Source organism: Psychrobacillus sp. NPDC096426, from assembly GCF_044762745.1.
Taxonomy (GTDB): Bacteria; Bacillota; Bacilli; order Bacillales_A; family Planococcaceae; genus Psychrobacillus.
The window spans coordinates 66345-87210 of the sequence record NZ_JBIWEX010000017.1 but is presented as its reverse complement, the minus strand read 5'-3'; the positions used below and the strand labels follow the sequence as shown (position 1 = coordinate 87210).

The 20866-nt window shown below is 37.2% G+C and carries 20 protein-coding genes and 2 pseudogenes; 9 read left to right on the top strand and 13 right to left on the bottom strand.

The genetic code is table 11. From position 1 onward, the window contains the following. Positions 1-9 precede the first annotated feature (9 nt). Positions 10-654, top strand: a complete 645-nt coding sequence (locus tag ACIQYS_RS14830) for a metallophosphoesterase (protein WP_402981549.1) — start codon at positions 10-12, stop codon at positions 652-654. 44 nt (positions 655-698) lie between these two features. Here the strand turns inward: ACIQYS_RS14830 and ACIQYS_RS14825 are convergent, their stop codons facing one another. The 10 genes from ACIQYS_RS14825 to ACIQYS_RS14780 are packed head-to-tail and all read right to left on the bottom strand — an operon-like array spanning position 699 to position 8182. Next, complete coding sequence (locus tag ACIQYS_RS14825) at positions 699-1007, bottom strand: CHY zinc finger protein (protein WP_402981546.1); 309 nt, start codon at positions 1005-1007, stop codon at positions 699-701. A gap of 1 nt (position 1008) precedes the next feature. After that, positions 1009-1812 carry an energy-coupling factor transporter transmembrane component T family protein gene (locus ACIQYS_RS14820; RefSeq protein WP_402981543.1) on the bottom strand — a complete coding sequence of 268 codons (804 nt, stop codon included), beginning with the start codon at positions 1810-1812 and terminating at the stop codon, positions 1009-1011. Next, complete coding sequence (locus tag ACIQYS_RS14815) at positions 1805-2662, bottom strand: ATP-binding cassette domain-containing protein (RefSeq protein WP_402981540.1); 858 nt, start codon at positions 2660-2662, stop codon at positions 1805-1807. Before ACIQYS_RS14815 ends, ACIQYS_RS14820 begins: the two co-directional genes overlap by 8 nt. Next, positions 2647-3447 carry an energy-coupling factor transporter ATPase gene (locus tag ACIQYS_RS14810; RefSeq protein WP_402981537.1) on the bottom strand — a complete coding sequence of 267 codons (801 nt, stop codon included), beginning with the start codon at positions 3445-3447 and terminating at the stop codon, positions 2647-2649. The genes ACIQYS_RS14815 and ACIQYS_RS14810 overlap by 16 nt, the downstream gene beginning before the upstream one ends. Next, positions 3448-4269 (bottom strand): SDR family NAD(P)-dependent oxidoreductase, encoded by an 822-nt coding sequence (locus tag ACIQYS_RS14805; RefSeq protein ID WP_402981534.1) that lies wholly within the window; start codon positions 4267-4269, stop codon positions 3448-3450. After that, on the bottom strand, positions 4266-4610 hold the full coding sequence (locus ACIQYS_RS14800; protein ID WP_402981531.1) for a MaoC family dehydratase: 345 nt from the start codon (positions 4608-4610) through the stop codon (positions 4266-4268). The genes ACIQYS_RS14805 and ACIQYS_RS14800 overlap by 4 nt, the downstream gene beginning before the upstream one ends. After that, positions 4588-4986: an FAS1-like dehydratase domain-containing protein gene (locus ACIQYS_RS14795; protein WP_402981528.1), complete on the bottom strand. Its 399-nt coding sequence runs from the start codon at positions 4984-4986 to the stop codon at positions 4588-4590. The genes ACIQYS_RS14800 and ACIQYS_RS14795 overlap by 23 nt, the downstream gene beginning before the upstream one ends. Continuing rightward, the gene (locus tag ACIQYS_RS14790) at positions 4983-6134 is read right to left on the bottom strand and encodes a thiolase family protein (protein WP_402981525.1); all 1152 of its coding nucleotides are present in this window, start codon (positions 6132-6134) and stop codon (positions 4983-4985) included. Before ACIQYS_RS14790 ends, ACIQYS_RS14795 begins: the two co-directional genes overlap by 4 nt. Continuing rightward, positions 6131-7612 (bottom strand): AMP-binding protein, encoded by a 1482-nt coding sequence (locus tag ACIQYS_RS14785; protein WP_402981522.1) that lies wholly within the window; start codon positions 7610-7612, stop codon positions 6131-6133. The genes ACIQYS_RS14790 and ACIQYS_RS14785 overlap by 4 nt, the downstream gene beginning before the upstream one ends. Positions 7613-7627: 15 nt before the next feature. Continuing rightward, complete coding sequence (locus tag ACIQYS_RS14780; protein WP_402981520.1) at positions 7628-8182, bottom strand: biotin transporter BioY; 555 nt, start codon at positions 8180-8182, stop codon at positions 7628-7630. A 246-nt stretch (positions 8183-8428) separates the two neighbouring features. On the opposite strand from ACIQYS_RS14780, the pseudogene ACIQYS_RS14775 reads away from it, so the two are divergent. The 5 genes and pseudogenes from ACIQYS_RS14775 to ACIQYS_RS14755 form a co-directional block, all read left to right on the top strand. Beyond that, positions 8429-8581, top strand: a pseudogene (locus tag ACIQYS_RS14775) (DnaA ATPase domain-containing protein); the annotation flags it as partial. A gap of 257 nt (positions 8582-8838) precedes the next feature. Continuing rightward, positions 8839-9153: pseudogene (locus ACIQYS_RS14770) on the top strand (IS4 family transposase); the annotation flags it as partial. A 245-nt stretch (positions 9154-9398) separates the two neighbouring features. After that, positions 9399-11144, top strand: coding sequence for a methyl-accepting chemotaxis protein (locus ACIQYS_RS14765; protein ID WP_402981517.1), 1746 nt, complete (start codon positions 9399-9401; stop codon positions 11142-11144). A 98-nt stretch (positions 11145-11242) separates the two neighbouring features. Further along, complete coding sequence (locus tag ACIQYS_RS14760; protein ID WP_402981514.1) at positions 11243-14200, top strand: amino acid adenylation domain-containing protein; 2958 nt, start codon at positions 11243-11245, stop codon at positions 14198-14200. 56 nt (positions 14201-14256) lie between these two features. Then, entirely contained in the window at positions 14257-14760 is a 504-nt protein-coding gene (locus ACIQYS_RS14755; protein ID WP_402981511.1) for a 4'-phosphopantetheinyl transferase family protein, read from the top strand. A gap of 217 nt (positions 14761-14977) precedes the next feature. On the opposite strand, the gene ACIQYS_RS14750 is transcribed toward ACIQYS_RS14755, so the two are convergent. Next, positions 14978-15580, bottom strand: coding sequence for a TetR/AcrR family transcriptional regulator (locus ACIQYS_RS14750; RefSeq protein WP_402981508.1), 603 nt, complete (start codon positions 15578-15580; stop codon positions 14978-14980). A gap of 185 nt (positions 15581-15765) precedes the next feature. Here ACIQYS_RS14750 and ACIQYS_RS14745 point away from each other — a divergent pair, with 185 nt between their 5' ends. After that, positions 15766-16503, top strand: a complete 738-nt coding sequence (locus tag ACIQYS_RS14745; protein ID WP_402981505.1) for an SDR family NAD(P)-dependent oxidoreductase — start codon at positions 15766-15768, stop codon at positions 16501-16503. 63 nt (positions 16504-16566) lie between these two features. Here the strand turns inward: ACIQYS_RS14745 and ACIQYS_RS14740 are convergent, their stop codons facing one another. After that, positions 16567-17388: a squalene/phytoene synthase family protein gene (locus ACIQYS_RS14740; RefSeq protein ID WP_402981501.1), complete on the bottom strand. Its 822-nt coding sequence runs from the start codon at positions 17386-17388 to the stop codon at positions 16567-16569. Between the two features lie 162 nt (positions 17389-17550). Between ACIQYS_RS14740 and ACIQYS_RS14735 the strand changes: the two genes are divergently transcribed. Further along, on the top strand, positions 17551-18312 hold the full coding sequence (locus ACIQYS_RS14735) for an alpha/beta fold hydrolase (protein ID WP_402981609.1): 762 nt from the start codon (positions 17551-17553) through the stop codon (positions 18310-18312). Positions 18313-18439: 127 nt separating this feature from the next. Continuing rightward, positions 18440-19591 (top strand): MFS transporter, encoded by a 1152-nt coding sequence (locus tag ACIQYS_RS14730; RefSeq protein WP_402981498.1) that lies wholly within the window; start codon positions 18440-18442, stop codon positions 19589-19591. 103 nt (positions 19592-19694) lie between these two features. Here the strand turns inward: ACIQYS_RS14730 and ACIQYS_RS14725 are convergent, their stop codons facing one another. Next, complete coding sequence (locus ACIQYS_RS14725; RefSeq protein WP_402981606.1) at positions 19695-20864, bottom strand: MFS transporter; 1170 nt, start codon at positions 20862-20864, stop codon at positions 19695-19697. Between the last annotated feature and the right edge of the window lie 2 nt (positions 20865-20866).

The following is a 20866-nucleotide window of genomic DNA, read 5'->3' as shown; positions in this document are numbered from 1 at the left end:
GTGAACGTCTTGTCACGCATCTTAGCTATTTCCGACATTCACGGGCATGTCCATGCACTTCACAGATTACTGACATATGCTAAATACCAAGCAGATCAAGATGAACTGTATTTCGTCGGAGATTATATTGACAAGGGTCCTAGTAGTGAAGGTACACTAAAAGCTGTGGAATATTATGTAAGAAACGGCGCATACGCAATTATGGGCAATCATGAAAAATGCGCACTAGATGATATTGCAGAAGGAAGTAAAAAGTGGATAGAGTGGAAGTCTTTTTTACAAAGCCTCCCGCTTTACATAGAACGCAAACCATTTTTGTTTGTCCACGCCGGCATCCGTACAGGTATCCCTCTTCATGCACAACAAATAAATGATTTACTGACCATACGAGACCCGTTTCTTCAAGCACCTCTTCAAGAGGATACGACCGTAGTATTCGGACATACACCAACTAATCGACTTGGTGTTCCAGCAGGCTCCGTTTGGCAACAGCCCAAAAAGCTCGGTATCGATACAGGGGCGGGTCAACAGCAATATTTAAGTTTAATCGACTTAACGAACAGTATTCAATATCGTATTTCCGTTACAAACCCGCTACTCACGGAAGTAGATGTTCTGATGTTTTCTAGTGCGATAAATGGACATACGCAATAAATCCCAAGAAGATTCATGTCTTGGGATTTTACCCGTTAATAAGATCATTCAAAATAAATCGGATAATGGGCACTACAACGCTCGTTAAAAGTTGCCTGACAATGCGGGCAGCTAGCCGTATGCATATACGCATGAATCGTTAACTCCTTCTGACAACTGCCACAAAGAATAGCCAGTTCACCAAACTGCTGCTTAGGCCAACGTTCTATTTTGTGGTCAGCGTCTTCCTCATGGCATTTATAGCAAGGATAATAACGATTACAGCATTTAAATTTAATCGCTATAATATCTTTTTCCGTATGATAATGCGTACAGCGCGTTTCATTGTCCACGACAGCACCAAATACTTTCATTCTACACTCCCCCTAACTGTATGATGAACACCGTTATTACAAACAAAATAGCGACCGTCCCCACTATGTAATCTATTTGCTGAAATTGCAATAGCTTATACGCAGTTCTTCCCTTGCCCTTGCCATAAGCACGCGCATCAATTGCGTAAGTCAACTGCTCCGCACGCTGAATAGTTGTGAACAGTAAAGGTACTAAAATGGGAATATAAGCAAGCATACGCTTTACTATCGGTAAATTAACAATATCAAGCCCTCTTGCTTTTTGAGCGAGTACAATCCGGTCTAGTTCCTGCAAAATCGTCGGGATAAAGCGAATCGCAATAACGATCATTAAGGAAAACTGTTCTACTGGCACATGGAGTTTGGATAGTGGAGCTAATAGTTTTTCAAGACCACTAGCTAATTCCAATGGCTTTGTCGTTAAAGTTAAAATAGAAGCTAATAGGACAAGTAAAATAATTCGCCAGACGAAACGCACCCCATTTTGCAGCCCTTCCATAGTCACCTCAATAAATGACCAAGACCAAATGACAGTCCCTTTTGTGAGCAGGACGTTGTATACGAACGTAAATGTCAATATTAATAAAATCGGTTTTAACCCCCTCATAAAAACAGGAAACGGGATTTTCGATAGCATCAAAACGCCAAAGACAAATAAAGTGGCAATTGCATAACTCGCACTAGTTTCAAGTATTAGAAAGCTCAGCATGATGATAAAAATGCTTAAAATCTTCGTTCTCGGATCAAGTCGGTGAAACACGGAATTCGTCTCCATATACTGACCTATTAATACGGTATCAGACATTTTGAAGCCTCCTTGACCTCCAAAGCGGGATAACCTTTTCAAAGATTTCCTGTTCCCTACAACTGGAAACCCCGATCTTCTGACCAGATAACTCCTCTACTAGCTTTAAAAGTTGCACTGATTCTGGCAGCGACAACCCTATTTCCTCTAGCAACTGGCATTGTTTCAGAAATAAGTGAAGCGTATTAAATTGCCCCACTAAGCGACCTTCATGAAATACGATAACCTCATCCGAGTATTCAGCGACATCCTCCATTTGGTGCGATACGAATAGTATCGTACGATTTCCCTGCTGCTGCCACTTTTTTAGTAATTGTAACAACGCTTGCTTACTTACTGGATCAAGCCCCGCTGTTGGTTCATCTAAAATCAGGAGCTGTGGTTCCATCATCAATATAGAAGCAATTGCTACTCGGCGTTTTTGACCGCCACTTAGTTGAAATGGAGCTAGTGGAAGAATATCTTCCGATAAGCCAAGTTGCGGCAAAATAGTTGAAATACGCTCTGTTATTTTCTGACTTGAAAATCCCTGTTGCTTCAGTGCAAAAGCTAGTTCCTTATACACAGTCGTTTCGAAAAGTTGGTGTTCGGGATATTGGAAAACAAAGCCGATCTCTGGTAGAACCTTTAATTGTCCCTTGGCATCTCTTTTGGCAGGCTGTTGATCTACAAAATAGTCCCCTTCAAAATTGGAAATTAACCCCTTCAGTACTTTAACAAATGTGGATTTTCCCGCACCTGTTTGACCAATGACGGAAATCCACTTACCCTCTTGAATCTTGCAACTGACATTTTGTAAAGCCATTTGACCGGAATAGTTCACACTCACATTGTTTAATTGATAGGCCATTGTGAACGGATCCCTTCCTTCCAATTTGCTGTTAATGGGCTCTCTAGTTGAAGAGTTTTACGTAAACGGACAGCAAAGGGTAACTGTAATTGATACTCCAATACTGGCACGGTTTCAAAAAAAATGAGCGGGTCACCATCAAATTGCAGATGCCCTTCATGTATGAGTAGAATGCGCTCTGCAGATATCACTTCATCCATATGGTGGGTAATGTGAATAATCGTCATGCCTTGGTTATGCAGTCTATGCATAATCGATAACACCTGCTCTCTACCCTGTGGATCAAGCATAGAAGTTGCTTCGTCGAAAATAATAATTTGAGGTTGCATTGCCAATATAGCTGCAATAGCCACACGTTGCTTTTGACCACCTGATAATTGGTGGGGCATCGCTTCTAGGAAGTCCTCCATCTGAACAGCACGCAATGCAGTATCCACCCTGCCACGCATTGCTTCCCTTGGGACGCGAATATTTTGCAATCCAAAAAGTACTTCGTCCATTACAGTTGTAGTGATGAATTGATCCTCTGGATTTTGAAAAACGAAGCCTATTTGCTGATGAATTTTCATCAGATCATTAGGGTTTGTCGTGTCTAGTTGTTGAAGCTTTACAGTGCCTTTTTTCGGTAACAGTAAGCCATCCATTAGCTTGGCAACTGTCGATTTCCCACTACCATTTGCACCGACAATAGCTACAAATTCCCCCGCTTTAATCGTAAAGTTAATATCCTCTAAGATTGGATGCCCTTTTTTATAATAAAAATGAACGTGATCGAAAGTAAGCATTTATTCACTTCCTTTTCGGCTTTGCCACGTAGTAAAAAATGCTTCTATACTATTTTCAGAAAATGCAGGAACGGGCTTTTGCCACTTCGTCACTTTGGAACCATTTACACCAAATATTTCACCAGTTAAATCTGTATCTTCCAGTGCAAGAAGCGTCACTACAAAGCGAGCAACATCATCCGCCTCTCCTACTTTCCAGAACTCAGGAAACGGTTCATTTTTACTTGCGTATTTGTTCTTTAAATGTTCAATTACTGGTCTGGTCATATCCGTTAAAGCAGCTGGTGAGATGGCATTCACTCTAATATTATTGCGCTTTAGTTCAGCTGCAAGCGTCCACATCATACCGAGCATCCCTGCTTTTGCCGAACTATAATTCACTTGACCAATAGAGCCCCCTAATCCAGCGGTAGAGGTCATTAAAAGTATGTCCCCACCACTTTCTTGCATATGAGGAAGTACTCGCTGAATGCTATAAAAAGCACCGTTTAAATGCACATCTAGTACAGATTGCCACTCTTCATCTGTCATACGTAAACATTTTTGATCATGCAAATTACCTGCATTATGTATGAGTACATCTATACGGCCAAATTGGGCTATAACTGCATCAATCATTTTAGTGACTGCTATTGGATCGGCAATATTCGCAACATACCCTATAGCCTCGCCGCCAGTTCGATCGATATCTCGCACAACTTCGTCTACTAATTCCTGTTTTGTGCCATTAACAACAACCTGAAAATCTGATTGTCCAAGATGTATGGCGATACTCCGCCCAATGCCTCTTGTGGAACCCGTAATGATTGCTACTTTTTTCATCGTTGCAACTCCTTCACTAAAAAAGTCCCCGCGGCAATCTTATCCCCAGTTTCAGCTGTAACCGTCACCTCAACGCTATCGCCAAAACACTCAAAATTAAAAATAGCTACCGTGTCAACAAAAAGCGGCTTTTGAAATTTCATATTATACGCTGTAATCCATTGCGTAGGATGCTTCTCAATATACAATGACTGCGCTAGCCCCATGATATACATACCGTGGGCGACAGGACGATCGAATCCAGCCGTTCGTGCAGCATCCACGTCTAGATGAATCGCCGCTTTATCTTTTGAAGCTGCTGCATACTTTTTGATCGCTTCAACTGTTATATGCTTTTTCATGTGGGTCACCTACTCGGATTAATACTGTTTCCGCTGTAACAATGAGATCACCATTGCATTTACAAACGAGTGTATGTGTTAAAAAAGTAAGCTCTCCCTGCCTACCTACCTTTTTTTCGACATTCGTTAGCTCTAGTTCACAATCCAGCATCATTCCTGCAGTAATTGGTGCCTCGTATGAAAAGTGTTGCGTACCATGAATCAATGGTATATCCCTAGAAAGCCAAGGAATATCGAATTCTTGCCAGAAAATAATAGGCATCGTGGAAGGTGCAATTAAGGTATCATTCATTGTTTGCAAAGGAGCTTCTATACTTTGTGAGTACTGCAAAATCCATTCCGGCGTCACATATAGCCGTTGCTGCATCTTTTTCATTCGGCTGCCTCCACAAGTGTTGCAAGACCTATTCCACCGCCAATACCTAGCGTTGCAAGCCCTTTTTTATACGGTTTATATAACATTTCAGTACATAATCGCGTCATTAAAATCGCACCCGATGCACCGTATGGATGGCCAATTGCTAATGCGCCGCCTCCTCGGTTTACCTTTTTCAGTGGAATATGAAGCTCCTTTAGTGAGGCTAATACTTGCGAGGCAAAGGCTTCATTAAACTCCACTATATCTAGATCATCTACTGTTAGTTGTTGCCTATTTAGCACCTTTTGTACAGCCGGAATCGGGCCAATCCCTAAATAATTTGGATCCACACCAGCTGCTTGAGCATCTACAATACGTAAAATTGGCTTAAGGTTTAGCGCTTCACATTTTTTGCGAGACATGATTAATATAAGTGCAGCCCCGTCATTTAGCGGACAAGCATTCCCAGCTGTAACCGTGCCATTTTCCTGGAATACAGGCGACAATTTTTGTAGCTTTTCTATACTCGTATCAGGTCTTGGGCACTCATCTTTCGTTACCCATTCTCCTCTTACTTGAAGTGGTACAATCTCCTGGTCAAATCGACCGGTTTGCTGAGATTGAATAGCTTTTCTATGACTTTCCAAAGAAAATTGATCTTGTTCTTCTCTCGAAATCGCGTATTTTTTTGCTACGTTCTCGGCAGCAATCCCCATATCTGGATCACCGTAACTACTCGGCGTGAACTTGGCACGTGTATATAAATCCGGTACACCCATTAGGTTTTGTGGCTTGGCCATTTTCCAAGGAGCTCGGCTCGTGCTTTCAACGCCCCCTGCCAAATAAACCTCCCCTGCACCACTTTGAATTAATCTCGCAGCTAAATTGATTGCCTCTAAACCTGAACCACATTGTCGGTCGACAGTAACACCAGGGACGGTGACAGGTAGTCCCGCTTCTAGTGCTGAAACTCGAGCAATATTGCCACCTGGTCCTACAACATTGCCAATGATGACATCATCAATGATATCCTTTGGCAAATTCGTTTCAGCTACAATATGCTTGATAAGGGGCGCTAGCAGTTTCTCCGGTTCAAGGGAGCTTAACATGCCTCCCATCCTTCCTATTGGTGTGCGTTTAGCCATGACAATCACCGCTTCTGTCATACCATCACCTTCTCTATATAGTCTTTCATCGCTTGGCGTGCCAATTTTCCGCTACTTGTATAAATAAATTCATCCACCGTCATAAGCTGCTTCGGCACTTTGTAACTCGCTAAATTATTTCGACAGTAATCTTTTATTTCTTCTATTGATAGACGTTGTTGCCCGTCCCATTTAATAAGTGCTGCTACTCGTTCTCCCCAGTATGCATCCAGTATCCCAAGCACCATCACTTCTTGAATTGCAGGATGTTGCTGTAGTACAGATTCAACTTCTTCCGGGTAAATATTAAGACCACCAGATACCAACATATTCTTCATACGACCTGCCAAATACAAATAACCGTCTTCATCCACCCATAAGTAATCTCCGAGAATGAGCCAACCGTCTCGAAAAGCAGCTTCCGTCTCTTCAGGCAAATGATGATACCCTAAAAACATCATGTCACTTCGAATACAAAGTTGCCCTATTGTTCCAGACGGTACTTCCTGAAAATATTCATCGCAAATCGATACTTGTACACCTGGAAAGGGTTTCCCTAATGAGTTCGGTTTATTTTCTGCGTAGACATCTAAATAGCTAATATAACTTGCTTCAGATGAACCATAGAATTCATATAACCTTGCTTCACCAAACACTTCCTTCGCCTTTTTCTTAGACGCCTCCGACCATTTTGCTCCTGAGGAAATCAGCGCTTGGATATGGACCTGTCTTGATGTAACCTGTTTTAGCAATGATTCAATCATCGTTGGAACTACAAATAAAATTGCATTGGGATGCTGATTGCAAAGCCGTAAAACTTCCGCAGCATTAAATTTAGGCAAAATATGAAAAGTAGCCCCACTATATAAGCTCTGCATTACAGCAAACAATGACAATGATTGTACGAACGGACCTGGAGCTAAAATATGCTCCATCTCTTCGAATCGGAATGCCTCATTTGTCGCCACAAAGCTCTTAATCCATGATAAATGTGTCCGTAAATATCCTTTCGGAATACCTGTCGTGCCTGATGTAAAACCGATAAATAATAGCTCGTTCGTGTCATCCATTTTAGCTTTCGGTTTTAAACGAGCTATCCAGTTGTTATAAGATCCCGCTCCACCAGCCGAAAAGGTCATTATTTGCATATCTCTATCTGGTAAATGTAGATTTGCTACTAAAGTATCCTCTACAAAAATGATTTTAGGATTACACTGCTGTAATATAGTCATCAATTCATTAGTACTCCATTTTGGATCTAATGGGATAGGGACACAACCTGCATAAATAGCGCCAAGAAAAACTTCCACAAATTCTATACAATTCGCAGACAAAATAGCGATATTTTCATGTTTAAAACCACTCTGTTGGAAACCATAGGCTATTTTTTTCATCGTTTGTACAAGCTCAGAGTATGTACGGGTTCGTTCTCCATCTGTTAAGGCAATTTTGTCAGGGTGCTGTGTTGCATTATGTAATAATGGTTCTACTAGATTCATCTCTCATCATCCTATTTACTCGTTGTTTATTTTCTGCTCAATTGGACTAACCGCTTTTATCTGCACAATTATAAAAGCTGCAATAATAGCTTTTATTAAATCTCCTGGTAAAAATGCTGTAGCACCTACAAGTCCTGCCCAAATGGACGTGTGCGTGATTATCGCCATTACAGGCGCACCTATTAAACTAACAAGTACAACGCCAAAAATAAAATTGATAACGATTACTTTCCATACTTTTAACGTTGACCATACTTTTTCAATAGCAAGTCCTATACAAAATGCGGCAATGGGCCAGCTGAAAATGTACCCAGCTGAAGGGCCTACTAGCGGAGCAAGACCTCCCCGTCCACCTGACAATAAAGGCAACCCTAAAGCGACTAATACGATAAATAAAACCAAGCTAAGTGCTCCCGCTTTCTTCCCTAAAAAGCTACCTGCAAGCATAACACCAAGTGTTTGTGCAGTGACCGGCACAGGTATAAAGCCCAGTGGAATTGGCGGAATCATACCTAATACCCCTATTAATGCAGCAAATAATGCGGCAAATACCATTTCTTTTGTTTTCATTTTTCTTCCCCCATCGATATGACGAATAATTATAAATCTTCAAAAGAAGTCGACATCTATGAATTAATTAAATAATAGCTTGAAATCCCATTTGTGTAAACACTATTTTTAAATAAGTTAACTCATTTTGGCTAGCTGCAAAAAAGTACCCAAGAAGAATTGCATTTCTTCTTGGGATTTTTCAATTGATTATTGTACGGCTAAATCACTTTTTCTTGTTCAATGCTACTTTGGCATCTGGTCTAACAAATTGTTATATCCAGTGATCGACCTCCAAAAGAAATTCCTATACTGGAAGATCGATTGCGCTCTCGCTTTGAATGGGAACTAATCACGGATATCGCACCGCCAGATTTAGAGACAAGAATCGCTATTTTACGAAAAAAGGCAAGAGCCGATTATGTCCATAATTAATTTGGCCTATGTTAACTAAAAATTTTTTATTTACCTTATGGCATATGTGACTAAATACACTCAATAAATAATAGGTTTAATGATATAGTTTACTAGTTATAATTCACTACCATTGCATTGAAATAAGTAAATGAATTTTCTATAACTGAATTTCCTTTTAAAAAGAATCCTCTATAATTGTTCGGCAGTAGCAACCTGAGTATTTGAGACTTTCGATTTAATAGATGAATTGCCGTTGTTTATCGGATGAAATAATTGTCATGGGTACCACACAAAATCGTGCTGAAAACGTATTTCGCATTCTGAATATACTCGATTCGAAGAGCAATAAACTGCGTCTCCTGACGAATCATTTCTATTTTGACGAGGACGAAATAGCTGAATTGTACAAATCATACCGGGCGATCAAGTGTATATCGCCATGATCGTGTACTGTTTGAATGTATTGGTAAAGCTGCACACAAATAACTCACGTAATTAGTCTTTAGCTGAAAGCAACCTTGTGGAAACCCACTTACATTTTGCTTTGGAAAATCGAAGGAAAGTGTATACCATAAAGCGTTCTCGTCGCTGTTGCCCGAGTCAAATGTAATTGTGAAAAATGGATTTGTACTACCTCTGCTTCCGTGTCTTCGTTTTTCTTCTGAAAAGGGAAAAGTATAAAACTGAAATTTTAGTAGATTTCCACGCAACGGTAATGATTATAATTATGCAAAAAAATCCAGTTGGTTTATAAACAGATAAAATAGATTCTAATAAAAATAGCGACTGAAAAATTTATTACATAAAAAGGAGGAAAAAAATGTTTAGAAACCTTAAATTTTTTACAAAAAATATATTAGTTACTATTTTAAGTATTTTATTTGTAGGTGTAGTTCTCATTGGCGTAAGTTATTTTATCCAAGGTAGCCTATTAAAGGAACAACTTAGAAATCAAACAAAAGAAATTTCAGAATCTTGGTATGAAAAGATTGAAGGTAGCGAAGTTGAAGAATTAATGCAAGATGCAGATATTCAAAGTGAAATACATAAAAAATATACAGATATGTTCAACAAAATGAGTGAATACAATCCTGTTGTAGCTCAAGGTTATATTTATGGTGTTGAATTAAGTGGTGAAAATAAGAATGAAACCTCTTTAATTTCTTTTGATGATGCGATTTGGGGAATGTTTAAAGGCGAAGGTTTAGAACCCGGTACTTTATATGAGCAGCCTGAAATAGTAGTGCAAGCTTTAGAAGTATTAAAAGAAACAGGCAAACCGGAATTTACAGAAATATACAAAGATGATTATGGTACATGGTTAACGTTTATGTATCCAATCTTTAATGCACAAAAAGACTTAATTGCATATTATGCAATTGATGTAGATGCTTCTAGTGTTGGGGAAGGACAAGCTGGACTATTAAAATGGTCTTCTATTTTGTTAGTTGTATTATTAGTACTAGTTGTCATCATGCAGTATTTAATCATTAAATCTCAATTAAAACCTTTAAAATATTTATTAGCAGGGATTAATAAAGCAAGTAAAGGTGTTTTAATAGCTAATTTACCAGAAGGAAAAGATGAATTAGGTACTGTTAATGCAAGATTTAATGAAATGATAACATCCTTAAGTAAGATGGTGAATGGTGTAACCAATTCTGCAATTGAAGTGAAAGATGATTCAAGACAATTGGAAAAAGCATTCAAGTCAACGTATGATTCTTCCGAAAAAATTACAAATTCCGTTAATTATATGAAGACAAATTTAAAAGGGCAAGAAAACTCGATTGAAGAGGCGGCTCGTTCAATGGAAGAGATGTCTGGTCAAGTCCAGAACATTGCTACAGACATAACAGAAGTTTACAAATATGCAGAAGAGGTTACTTCATATTCAGAAGATGGTAAAGAAGTTACTTCTGATGTTGCTAATCGAATGGAATCTATTGTTCATGATGTGGAAAATTCAAATAAAAACATTGGAATTTTAGTGAATTTATCGGATGAAATCGGCAAGTTTTTAGAAGTTATTACTGATATTTCTGGTGCTACAAATTTATTAGCTTTAAATGCCAGTATTGAAGCAGCTCGAGCAGGAGAGCATGGTAAAGGCTTTGCTGTAGTAGCTCAAGAGGTCAAAAAACTTTCTGAGCAGTCTGCTGAATCTACTGAAGGTATTCGAGAGCTTGTCAGCCGTGTCCGTGAAGCTGTAGCAGAAGCGGAAAACTTTATGGGGAATATTCAAAAGGGTGTTGATGGCGGTAAAGCTTCCACTCAAAAAACAAATGAAATGTTTAATAAAATTCATCAATTCAACAAAGAGATTTCTGCGAAATTACAATCAGTGTCGTTTGCAACTGAAGAGATTTCCGCAGGTGTAGAAGAATCAGCTGCCATGATTATTACATTATCTTCGAATGCTAAAGAAATTGTAGATGGTTATGAAGGAATTGTAGATAATGTTGAAAATCAACGAAGTACTCTAAGTAACATCAATAGTATGTCTGAGCATCTAAAAACTACTTCTGAAGAATTAGAAGAGGTAGTGAGTAAGTTTAAAAATTAATACTGTTTTTTTTTAGCTGGAGCTACTTTCTAAATCGGTGGGAATCACTAATGAAAGTTTTGCTTTATTTTCAGTATTTGGAAGAGGTTGTAAAATAAATGGAAACTATTTTAAGTAAATTTAATCGAGTTGTTTCGAAATATGGAAATTCTATTGCATTAAAAGAAAGAAATCGACAATTAACCTTTCAGGATTTAGATAGTGAATCGAATAAAATTGCTAACTATTTAATATCAAATGGTCTTAAAACTGGAGATTTTGTTGCAATATATTTAAAAAGAAGTATTGATACTGTCATTTCATTACTAGGTATTATAAAGGCTGGAGGGGTCTATGTTTCTTTAGACCCTACACATCCAAATGAGCGAAATAGCTATATTATTGATGATATTAATACTTCATTTGTTATAAGTAATATGGATTCATTACAACAAATAAAAGGGTTACAGTTAAAGACTTCGATCAATATTTTACTTTTAGAAGATATAAAGACGAGTTTTGTGCCGGAACCATTTGAATATGTAAACGATAATATTAATGATGTATGCTATACAATCTTTACGTCAGGTACTACTGGCAAGCCTAAAGGTACGCTAATTCGCCAAAAGGGTGTTGTTAATTTAGTTCATTACATGCAAGAAAATTGGCAGGTTAATGAGCAAGATAAAATTTTACAATTTGCTACTTATAGTTTTGATGCATCCGTATTAGATACTTTTCTATCACTCTTGACAGGTTCTTCATTATATTTAATAGATGATGAAGAAAGAATGGCTGAAAGTAATTTCTTAGATGTCGTGAAAAACGAGAAAATTACAGTTATTCCAGTACTCCCAACAGTAATCTTTAATCGAATTGTAAATTATATAACGGAAGATAACTCGAATTTATTCTCCTCTGTCAAATTAGTCGGTGTAGGCGGAGAATTATTAACAGGTGATTTAGCGAGAAAGTTTAAATCAGGGCCTTGTGGTGAAACGAGATTCTTTAATTTATATGGACCTACTGAAATTACAGTAATGGCAACTGCATATGAAGTGCCAAAAAATCTGTCGAGTGATGTATATAGTGTTCCGATTGGAAAACAATTACCCGGGAACAAAATTTACGTAGTAAATGAAGAAGGCAAACTATGTGAAGAAAATGAAGTAGGAGAGCTTTGGATAGCATCTGCCGGCATTTCTTTAGGCTATTTAAATAATAAGGAAAAAACGGAAGAAGTATTTATTAAAAATCCTTTTGATCCTGATATTTATGAAGGAATTGTATATAGATCAGGGGATCTTGTGAAAAAATTAAAAGATGGTAATCTTGAATTCGTTTCTAGAATGGATACTCAAGTTAAAATTCGCGGACATCGTATTGAAATTGCTGAAATTGAAACGAAAATGAATGAAATTGAAAACGTTGATAATGCAGTTGTTGTAGTAGAAAAAGAAGACGATGATCAAATTTTGAAAGCCTTCTTTACTTCAGATGAACAGGTTGAAATTACCTCTATAATCGATAGTTTGAAAACAAATTTACCTAATTACATGATTCCTACAAAATTACAACAACTAGATGACATTCCTTTTGCGCCTACTGGTAAAGTAGATAGGAAGGCATTAGAAAAAATCGAAGCGGAACGTGTGTCACTTTCGGTGTCGAAACAATTCATTGCTCCACGTAATAAAGTTGAAAAAGATATTGTAGATGTTTGGCAAAAGGTACTGAAAATCGATGCCATTAGTGTAATTGACAATTTATTTGATATCGGTGGTCACTCTTTAAAAGTGATAGAAATTTTATCGAATTTAAAACAAACCTACCCAGTTTTAACAATTAAAGATTTCTTCGATTTGAAAACTGTAGAAAATTTAGCTGAAAAGGTTTTAAACACATCGAATGTATTGGCAGAGCAGTTTAATGGCGAATTTACATACCTAACTGAATGGCCAGAAATGTCCGTAAATGAAGAATTACCAGAAGCAAAGACAATACTTGTTACTGGATCGACAGGTTTCTTAGGCAGTCATATTACGAATAAATTGATTGAAGAAGGAAAAAACGTCATTTTGCTTGTGCGCGGAGAAACTGCAGAACAGCGTATAAAAGATACGATGAAAAAATATTTTAATAAAGAGTTAAGTACAAATATTACTGTTATAAATGGTGATCTGACCAAAAAATACTTAGGTCTTAAAAAAGAATTATTTATGCAATTAGCATCCGTGATAGATGCAATTATTCATTCAGCAGCCGATGTAAGGCATTTTGGAGATAGAGAACATTTTGAGAAAGTGAATGTTCAAGGAACAAAAAATATTTTTGAGTTGGTCGATTTTAATTCGGAAATTGTTTTCCACCATATTTCTACTGTGGGCGTTGTACAAGATTTATTGGCAGAGGGAAAATGGGATCTATTAAAGGAAACGACTGAAATACCTGCTGATTTACAGCTAGAAAGTGTTTATACAGATACAAAAATGAAAGCCGAAAAATGGATATTAGATAAAGCAAAAGAAGGTAAACAAGTATTCATTTATCGAATGGGTAATTTAACGGGTCGATATAGCGATGGGCGCTTCCAAAGTAACATTAATGAAAATTCATTTTATCGTATGATGAAGTTAATGATTATGGTTAATAAAGCACCTAAAGTTCAATGGATGGTGGACTTTACACCAATTGATTTTGCAGCAGAAGTAGTCGTGAAATCTTTGCTGACAACAAAACATCTCCAACGTGTCTACCATGTATGTCATCCATACCCTATTAAGTTTGAACAATTTATCTCTATTCTAAATGATTTAGATTTAGATATAGAAATGGTAGAAAAAGCATTTTATGAAGCTTATGTTTTAAGTGGAAGCGTGAATGAAGAAGTGAAGAATTTAGCAGTCGCTCAACTAGACGGCGATGGTGCTAGCGATACGAATGCTATTTTTGATAGTAAAAATACGATGAAACATTTAGGTATAAATCAATTACCTAAATTAGAAAAAGAGTATATCGGGAAATTAATTCATTATGCTATCGAAGAAGGATTTATTAAGGTGGCTGTTAAAATATAATAAAAAAAGTAAGGATATATTTATCCTTACTTTTTTTATAGGAGAAATTATTTATTGTGAAATTATACATTGTAAATAACTGGTTAAAAAATGTGAATATGAATGAACCTAGAGCAAATTGGTCGGTCATTTTAATAAAAAAATTATTGGGGAATATTGATATACAAAAATATGCAAATGGTAAGCCCTTTATTTTGAATGAAAATCAATTTATTAATTGGTCTCATAACGATGAGTATTTAGTAATTGCGTTAAGCGAATTAGGTCAAATAGGTGTAGACATAGAAAATAGCAATTTAACATATGACGAGCAGCTATACGGTTGGGTCTTACATAAAGAAGAAAAACATAAACTAGAGCAAGGTCGATTGTTTTCTGAAGTTTGGACGAGAAAAGAAGCCATTTTAAAATGTACTGGTGAAGGTATTAGCGAAAATATGTGTGAGTTAAATAGCTATAAAATGATGAATATGAATGTTACTTCTCTCTATATAAGTGAATTGTGTATAAGTGTATGTAGTGAGGTTCCAGAAGATATTGAGCTCTATCAAATCTCATAAGTCACTAAAAACATTGTTACAGGATTGTTACTGGTGCCAGGCACCAGTAACAATCCTGTAACATAAGCAAAAAAACCAAGAAGAGTGATACATTCTTCTTGGGTTTTTCTACGTTTTTAAACTTCTGCCTGCACTTCTTCTACTACCTAATTTTATGCTGAATGGAGGAAGTTTTGAATAAATATTTGTTTTAATCCGGATGACTGTATATCAAATACTATTTCCCCACATACTCAAATGAATAAATATGTGTTTTTGTAAGATCAATCACTTCTTGGATAAATTCTTCTTGAGGTATATGGAAGTCATTTGAAATCCAATGGATAATGAGTCCGTAAAAACCATAGGACGTATAGCGTCTAAAATAATCCATATTGACGGATATATCGTTAATTGTTCTAAAGATAAATTGTTCATTGTAAATTTTAGTAATGGTTGAAGGCAATTGCGTATGTAAACCCGGTAATGTATCCTCGTATTTAATAAGTTCAAAAAATTGGCGATGTTCATAAATATAAGTCACCAGATTAAAGGAAGGAAAATTCAATTTGGTTGTATATACTTTTTGCCCATGAACATATGGTTTCCCCACTGAATCCTCTAAACCTTGAAGCATTGAATGAAGTAAATCATCAGCTAGCTCCATTTTATCTTGATAATGCACGTAAAAAGTACTTCTATTATAACTAGCTTTATCAACAATATCTTTAACCGTGATGGCATGATAGCCCTTTTCTTTTATCAGTTCGATAAATGCTTGTTTAAAATGTTTTCTTGTCCGATTTTGCCGTTGTGAAAGTTCATATTGTTCACTGTTCATGAATTAACCTCCTGAAAATAGACGAATCCATTCGAAATGTCTACAAGTTATACAATTAATGATTTTCTAATGATTGATTGGTTTGGACAAACTGATAAAGTTAAAGTGTAAGCAAAATAGTTTGACTAGTCACTATATCTTCCCATTATAACAAACACGTAATATAAATTCTGGAGGCGATTCTTTTGGGTAAATTACAAGACAAAGTAGCAGTCATCACAGGTGGGGCATCAGGCATTGGTGCTGCAACAGCTAGACTTTTCGTTACAGAAGGTGCCAAAGTCGTACTAGTAGATTTAAACGAAGAAAAAGGGAAAGCTTTTGAAGCAGAACTAAAAGCAAACAACGCTGAAGCAATTTTTGTGAAAGCAAACATTACAAGCGAAGAAGAAGTACAAGCTATATTTAAACAAACAATTGAAGCTTTTGGTAAAGTAGATATCGTTTTCAATAATGCAGGAATTGGTCGTGTACAACCATCACATACATTAGAATATGCGGAATGGCGCAACACGGTAAATGTTGACTTAGATGGCGTATTTTTAGTCGCTCGCGAAGCAATTCGTGAAATGCTTAAATCAGGTGGCGGCTCTATTGTCAACACAGCCTCTATGTATGGATGGGTTGGCTCGCCTGGCTCAGCGGCTTACAATGCAGCAAAAGGTGGCGTTATTAACTTAACACGCTCACTAGCACTAGAATACGCAGAGCAAAATATTCGTGTAAATTCATTATGTCCAGGTTTCATCGATACTCCGATTATTCCGGAAGAAAGCAAACAAATACTAGCATCTATGACTCCGATGAAACGCCTTGGTCAAGCAGAAGAAATGGCAAAAGCTGTACTATTCATGGCTTCAGATGATTCTTCCTTTATGACAGGCAATAGCTTAACTGTTGACGGTGGATATACAGCTCAATAATAAATTTTTGCATAGAAAAACCAGACAACTTTGTCTGGTTTTTTATTATGGGCACTATATTTATTAAACTTCCGCCTGCACTTCTTCTACAGTAGCTTCCACTTCTGCTCGAGTCATTTTTTCTTTCCCACTCTTCAACGCTTTTAATGTTTTATGCGCAAGTGCAAGGGGTAACTTACAAAATAATTTAATGCTTCGACGATTGATGGATTTCATGTATTCATCTGCTTTAGCTAAATTTCCTTCCGCATATTGAAACATGTCTTCCCGTGTCCAGCCTTCCGGGAAGAACTGAACTCCACGTTCGTTATCTTCCTCTTTGTTGCGCAAAATATTCACTGCTTGAAGTCCTCGCCCGTACGCAATGGCAAGCTCTCGGTCCGTATCGATATCTGCATTCCACTTCCATAAATCCGAAAGCATTACTCCGACTAAACCTGCAACGTAATATGTATACTCATCGAGATCTTCTTTTGTTTTTACTTGCCAATTCTTTTCTACCCATTTGGCCATACCTTCTGCCATCTCGCTTGAAGACTCTTTTACTTTGTCCACTAAATCTACTGGGCAAATTGCAAGCCAATCAGCGAGTCTTAAAGAAACCTCTGGCAGTATATCTTTATAAGGCTCTACTAGCTGCTCGTATTCTTTTGCATCAAACTCTTTTAAAAGCATCTTACTCGTTGCAAGCAATAATGCTTGTTTTTCCTGCGACCCTAGTGCTTCATGATCCTCTATTTCATCTATTGCACGCATCACTAAATAAGCAGAGGCAACCGCTTTCTTCAGTTTTGGTTCCAAAAAAGTGATCGGTATGTAAAATGTTCTGCTTGTTTTTTTTAGCATGTCCATTGCTTCTTTTTGTAAAGCTGCTGTTTCAGGCACAACGAAGTCCTCCATTTCACCACTAAATATTCTTATCTACTATTGTATCGGATTTTCACGAAAAGACAAAACGACTTCTCTTGTTAATAAAGAGAAATGTAGCCTTCTTCCGCCCCTTGAATAAGCTAGGAATAATAGGAAGTTGCACGGGAACACTAGACAATAATAAACATAGTAAAGGAGGTCAATACCATCCATTATTTAGATATCGGTCAAGGTGAACCTGTAGTTTTAATTCATGGATTAGGCAGTAAAAAAGAATCCTGGGAAAACCAATACGAATTATCCTCCAATTATCGATTACTCATACCCGACCTTCGCGGCCATGGTGAATCGGAAGAATATGATAATATTTCTATTTCTGTATTTGCACAGGATGTTATATCGCTTCTAACTTCTTTAGGCATTGAAAAAGCTCATTTTTGTGGACTTTCAATGGGAGGACTAGTCGTACAAGAAATTTATTGTCAAAATAATAAAATCGTACAATCCATGGTTTTATCTAATACTTTCTCCTACGCTCCCACATGCTTAGGGCAATTGACGGTAATAAAAGGCGCAAGAAACCTGCATTCATCAACAAGTGACGAGTATACAACTTACACTGCAGAAAAATGTTTATACCGAAAAGAGCCTAATTTAATCAATGCGGCGAAAAAAATGTTTCTTATAAAAAAAATACCCTACATCGCATCCTCTTTTTCGGCGATCAAATCTAATTATCTTCCCATCTTACCATTTGTTCGTGTTCCTACATTAATCGTAGGGGGGCAATACGATGAGGTAAATCCTTTGTTTAGTGTCTTACAAACAAAATGGTTTATGCCACAAGCTGAATTAGCCATTCTCGGTAACTGTGGGCATTTGCCTATTTTGGAGAAGAAACATGAATATAATAAATTGCTCGCTCAATTTTTCTCGTAAGTTATAGAGAATACACATCCTGGAATTAATCTTTCCCAGGATTTCTTTTTGTTCCCATCTAGCAGAGAGCATCTGTAAACGGTTTATCCTTACATGCTATAATGCAATTTATACGGAGGGATTGATCATGAATTATCAACGTTGGCTCTCACAGAACTTTTTTATATTTTTTATCACATGGGGCATATTTTTGCCTTATTGGACAGGATGGCTTGTGCAGGCAAAAGGATTAACTGTGACGGAAGCTAGCCTCATCATGAGTTTTGGATTATTGGCACGCGGTGCGTCGACACTATTTGCATTTCCACTTGCCTATAAATTTTGGAGCAATCAAACAGTCATACTTATATTAACCGTTAGCTCTCTTGTTGCAACGATACTTTATATTCCTTCATCGTCATTTAGTACGCTTATTATTGTTACCATTCTATTTAGTGCTGTTTATCCAGCTTTACTTCCCGCTGTTGATAGTATGGCAGGCACTTTAGTACAGCAAGGAGGCATACATTACGGAAAAAGCCGATCTTACGGCTCTATAGGATTTGTTATTTCCGTACTTATCATTAGTATGGTAACAGGCTTTTTTGGAGAACAGGCAATTTTATGGAGTATGATAGCAGGGCTCTGTTTACTACTTTTCATGCGCTTTTTACCGACACCAGCCGTATTATTAGTGAAACCAACGGCAAAGGATCGAAAGGAATCACTTTCAATCCGTAGTCTGTGGAAAATAGAAAGTTTCCCCATCGTATTACTTGTTGTCGTTTTACTGCAAGGTGCACATGCATCCTACTATAATTATGGTTATATTTATTTGCAGGATTTGGGTGTAAATAAATTTTATATCGGGATTATTATTAATATAGCGATTGTTTTTGAAATTCTTTACTTCGCAAAAGCCGATCACTTGTTTACAAAATGGCGATCTTCATCGTTATTATTACTAGCAGCATTAGGATCTACTCTGCGCTGGATACTTATATTTCTGTTTCCAAATATGTGGGTTTTTATGCTCTCCCAAAGCTTGCATGCAATATCGTTTGGTGTAGCACATTATGCGTTTATACATTACATAACGAAAAACTTACCAAAGCAGCAAATACCAAATGCACAAGGCATTTATTCGGCCTTTGCTCTAAGCTTTAGCACTGCTATTTTAACGTTGTCAGGGGGCTATTTATACGAGTTTTCCCCAGGACTTGCATTTGTAGGAATGATTGCTAGTACTGTTCCTGCGATGTTATTAATTATGGGAACAAGAAAGAGATATGGCTATTAACTTTTGAGAAATTAAAAAGCTGTCAATTTGAACCGCCCCCGTAGATGTTAGATTGGTGTCTAACATCTACGGGGGCGGTTCAAATTGTTTAGAATAGCTTTTTTTAGTTAGTTCGCTCTCTCCAAAATAGCGAAATTACAAAGCTAAGTGCAAGTACATACATCGATAATACATATGGATAATCGATATTCACGTCAAATAAAATTCCCGCTATACCAGGACCTATAATATTTCCTACACTCGTAAAAGTAGAATTTAATCCTCCTACGAAACCTTGCTCATCGCCAGCTATTTTAGACAAATACGTTGTCAATGCAGGACGTATTAAATCAAACATTAGGAAAATAACAAAAGTCACAAGTAAGATCGACCAGTACGATGACACTTTAATCATCGCAAATATGAATATTGCCGATACCCCCATACAAACTTGGATTAGCCTAATCTCTCCAATTTTCCCTACGATACGGTCAAAAGATAACACTTGAGCAATGACACCTAGAATTCCACTGACTGTAATGATTAAAGCAATATCTTTTGGCGTAAAGGAAAATTTATGATCGACGAAAAGAGAATAGACTGTTTCAAAAGCAGCCAATCCGAAGCTAGATACAAGAATAATAATCATCGGAATGAGATAAATCGGCTCCAACACTTTGCGGAACCCTGATTTTGCTACTTGCTTTTCTGTTTTCTTCTCTTCTATTTCTGGTCGTTTAGGTTCTTTCAAAATTACTAATGAAAAAACAGATCCTAAAAACCCTAAAGCCGCTGCAACAAAGAAAGGAAGCCTTGTACCATGTTCAGCTAAAAAACCACCAATTCCCGGTCCAATGATAAAACCTGTGCTAATGGCTGCTGCCACATACCCCATTGCTTTCGGACGTTCTTTTAATGTAGTAATATCCGCAACAAAAGCAGTCACCGCAGGCATCATGAAAGCCGCACTAACCCCGCCTAACATTCTAGATATATACAATACCGTTACATCTTTCCCAAATCCGAAAAGCATCTCGGACAGTGCAAAAAGAAGCATACCGATCACAATCATTTTCTTACGACCAAATGTATCAACCCATTTTCCTGCTATTGGAGATACTAATAGTTGCGTGAACGCAAAGGCTGCCACTAAGTAACCCATCGTAGATCCTTCTAAATGCATTTCTCTCATTAATGTAGGCATTACAGGAATAATTAATCCTATCCCTAAAAACACAACAAATAAATTGACTAGTACCAAATATACTGTCTTATTCAAACTATTTTTTTGCATAA

Bases quoted from the DNA above. Each gene is read 5' to 3' on its own strand.
- ACIQYS_RS14790 (WP_402981525.1), bottom strand. From the start codon at position 6,134: ATGACAGAAGCGGTGATTGTCATGGCTAAACGCACACCAATAGGAAGG.
- ACIQYS_RS14730 (WP_402981498.1), top strand. From the start codon at position 18,440: ATGAATTATCAACGTTGGCTCTCACAGAACTTTTTTATATTTTTTATC.
- ACIQYS_RS14825 (WP_402981546.1), bottom strand. From the start codon at position 1,007: ATGAAAGTATTTGGTGCTGTCGTGGACAATGAAACGCGCTGTACGCAT.
- ACIQYS_RS14820 (WP_402981543.1), bottom strand. From the start codon at position 1,812: ATGTCTGATACCGTATTAATAGGTCAGTATATGGAGACGAATTCCGTG.
- ACIQYS_RS14815 (WP_402981540.1), bottom strand. From the start codon at position 2,662: ATGGCCTATCAATTAAACAATGTGAGTGTGAACTATTCCGGTCAAATG.
- ACIQYS_RS14760 (WP_402981514.1), top strand. From the start codon at position 11,243: ATGGAAACTATTTTAAGTAAATTTAATCGAGTTGTTTCGAAATATGGA.
- ACIQYS_RS14785 (WP_402981522.1), bottom strand. From the start codon at position 7,612: ATGAATCTAGTAGAACCATTATTACATAATGCAACACAGCACCCTGAC.
- ACIQYS_RS14800 (WP_402981531.1), bottom strand. From the start codon at position 4,610: ATGAAAAAGCATATAACAGTTGAAGCGATCAAAAAGTATGCAGCAGCT.
- ACIQYS_RS14795 (WP_402981528.1), bottom strand. From the start codon at position 4,986: ATGAAAAAGATGCAGCAACGGCTATATGTGACGCCGGAATGGATTTTG.
- ACIQYS_RS14765 (WP_402981517.1), top strand. From the start codon at position 9,399: ATGTTTAGAAACCTTAAATTTTTTACAAAAAATATATTAGTTACTATT.
- ACIQYS_RS14810 (WP_402981537.1), bottom strand. From the start codon at position 3,447: ATGCTTACTTTCGATCACGTTCATTTTTATTATAAAAAAGGGCATCCA.
- ACIQYS_RS14725 (WP_402981606.1), bottom strand. From the start codon at position 20,864: ATGCAAAAAAATAGTTTGAATAAGACAGTATATTTGGTACTAGTCAAT.
- ACIQYS_RS14780 (WP_402981520.1), bottom strand. From the start codon at position 8,182: ATGAAAACAAAAGAAATGGTATTTGCCGCATTATTTGCTGCATTAATA.
- ACIQYS_RS14750 (WP_402981508.1), bottom strand. From the start codon at position 15,580: ATGAACAGTGAACAATATGAACTTTCACAACGGCAAAATCGGACAAGA.
- ACIQYS_RS14805 (WP_402981534.1), bottom strand. From the start codon at position 4,269: ATGAAAAAAGTAGCAATCATTACGGGTTCCACAAGAGGCATTGGGCGG.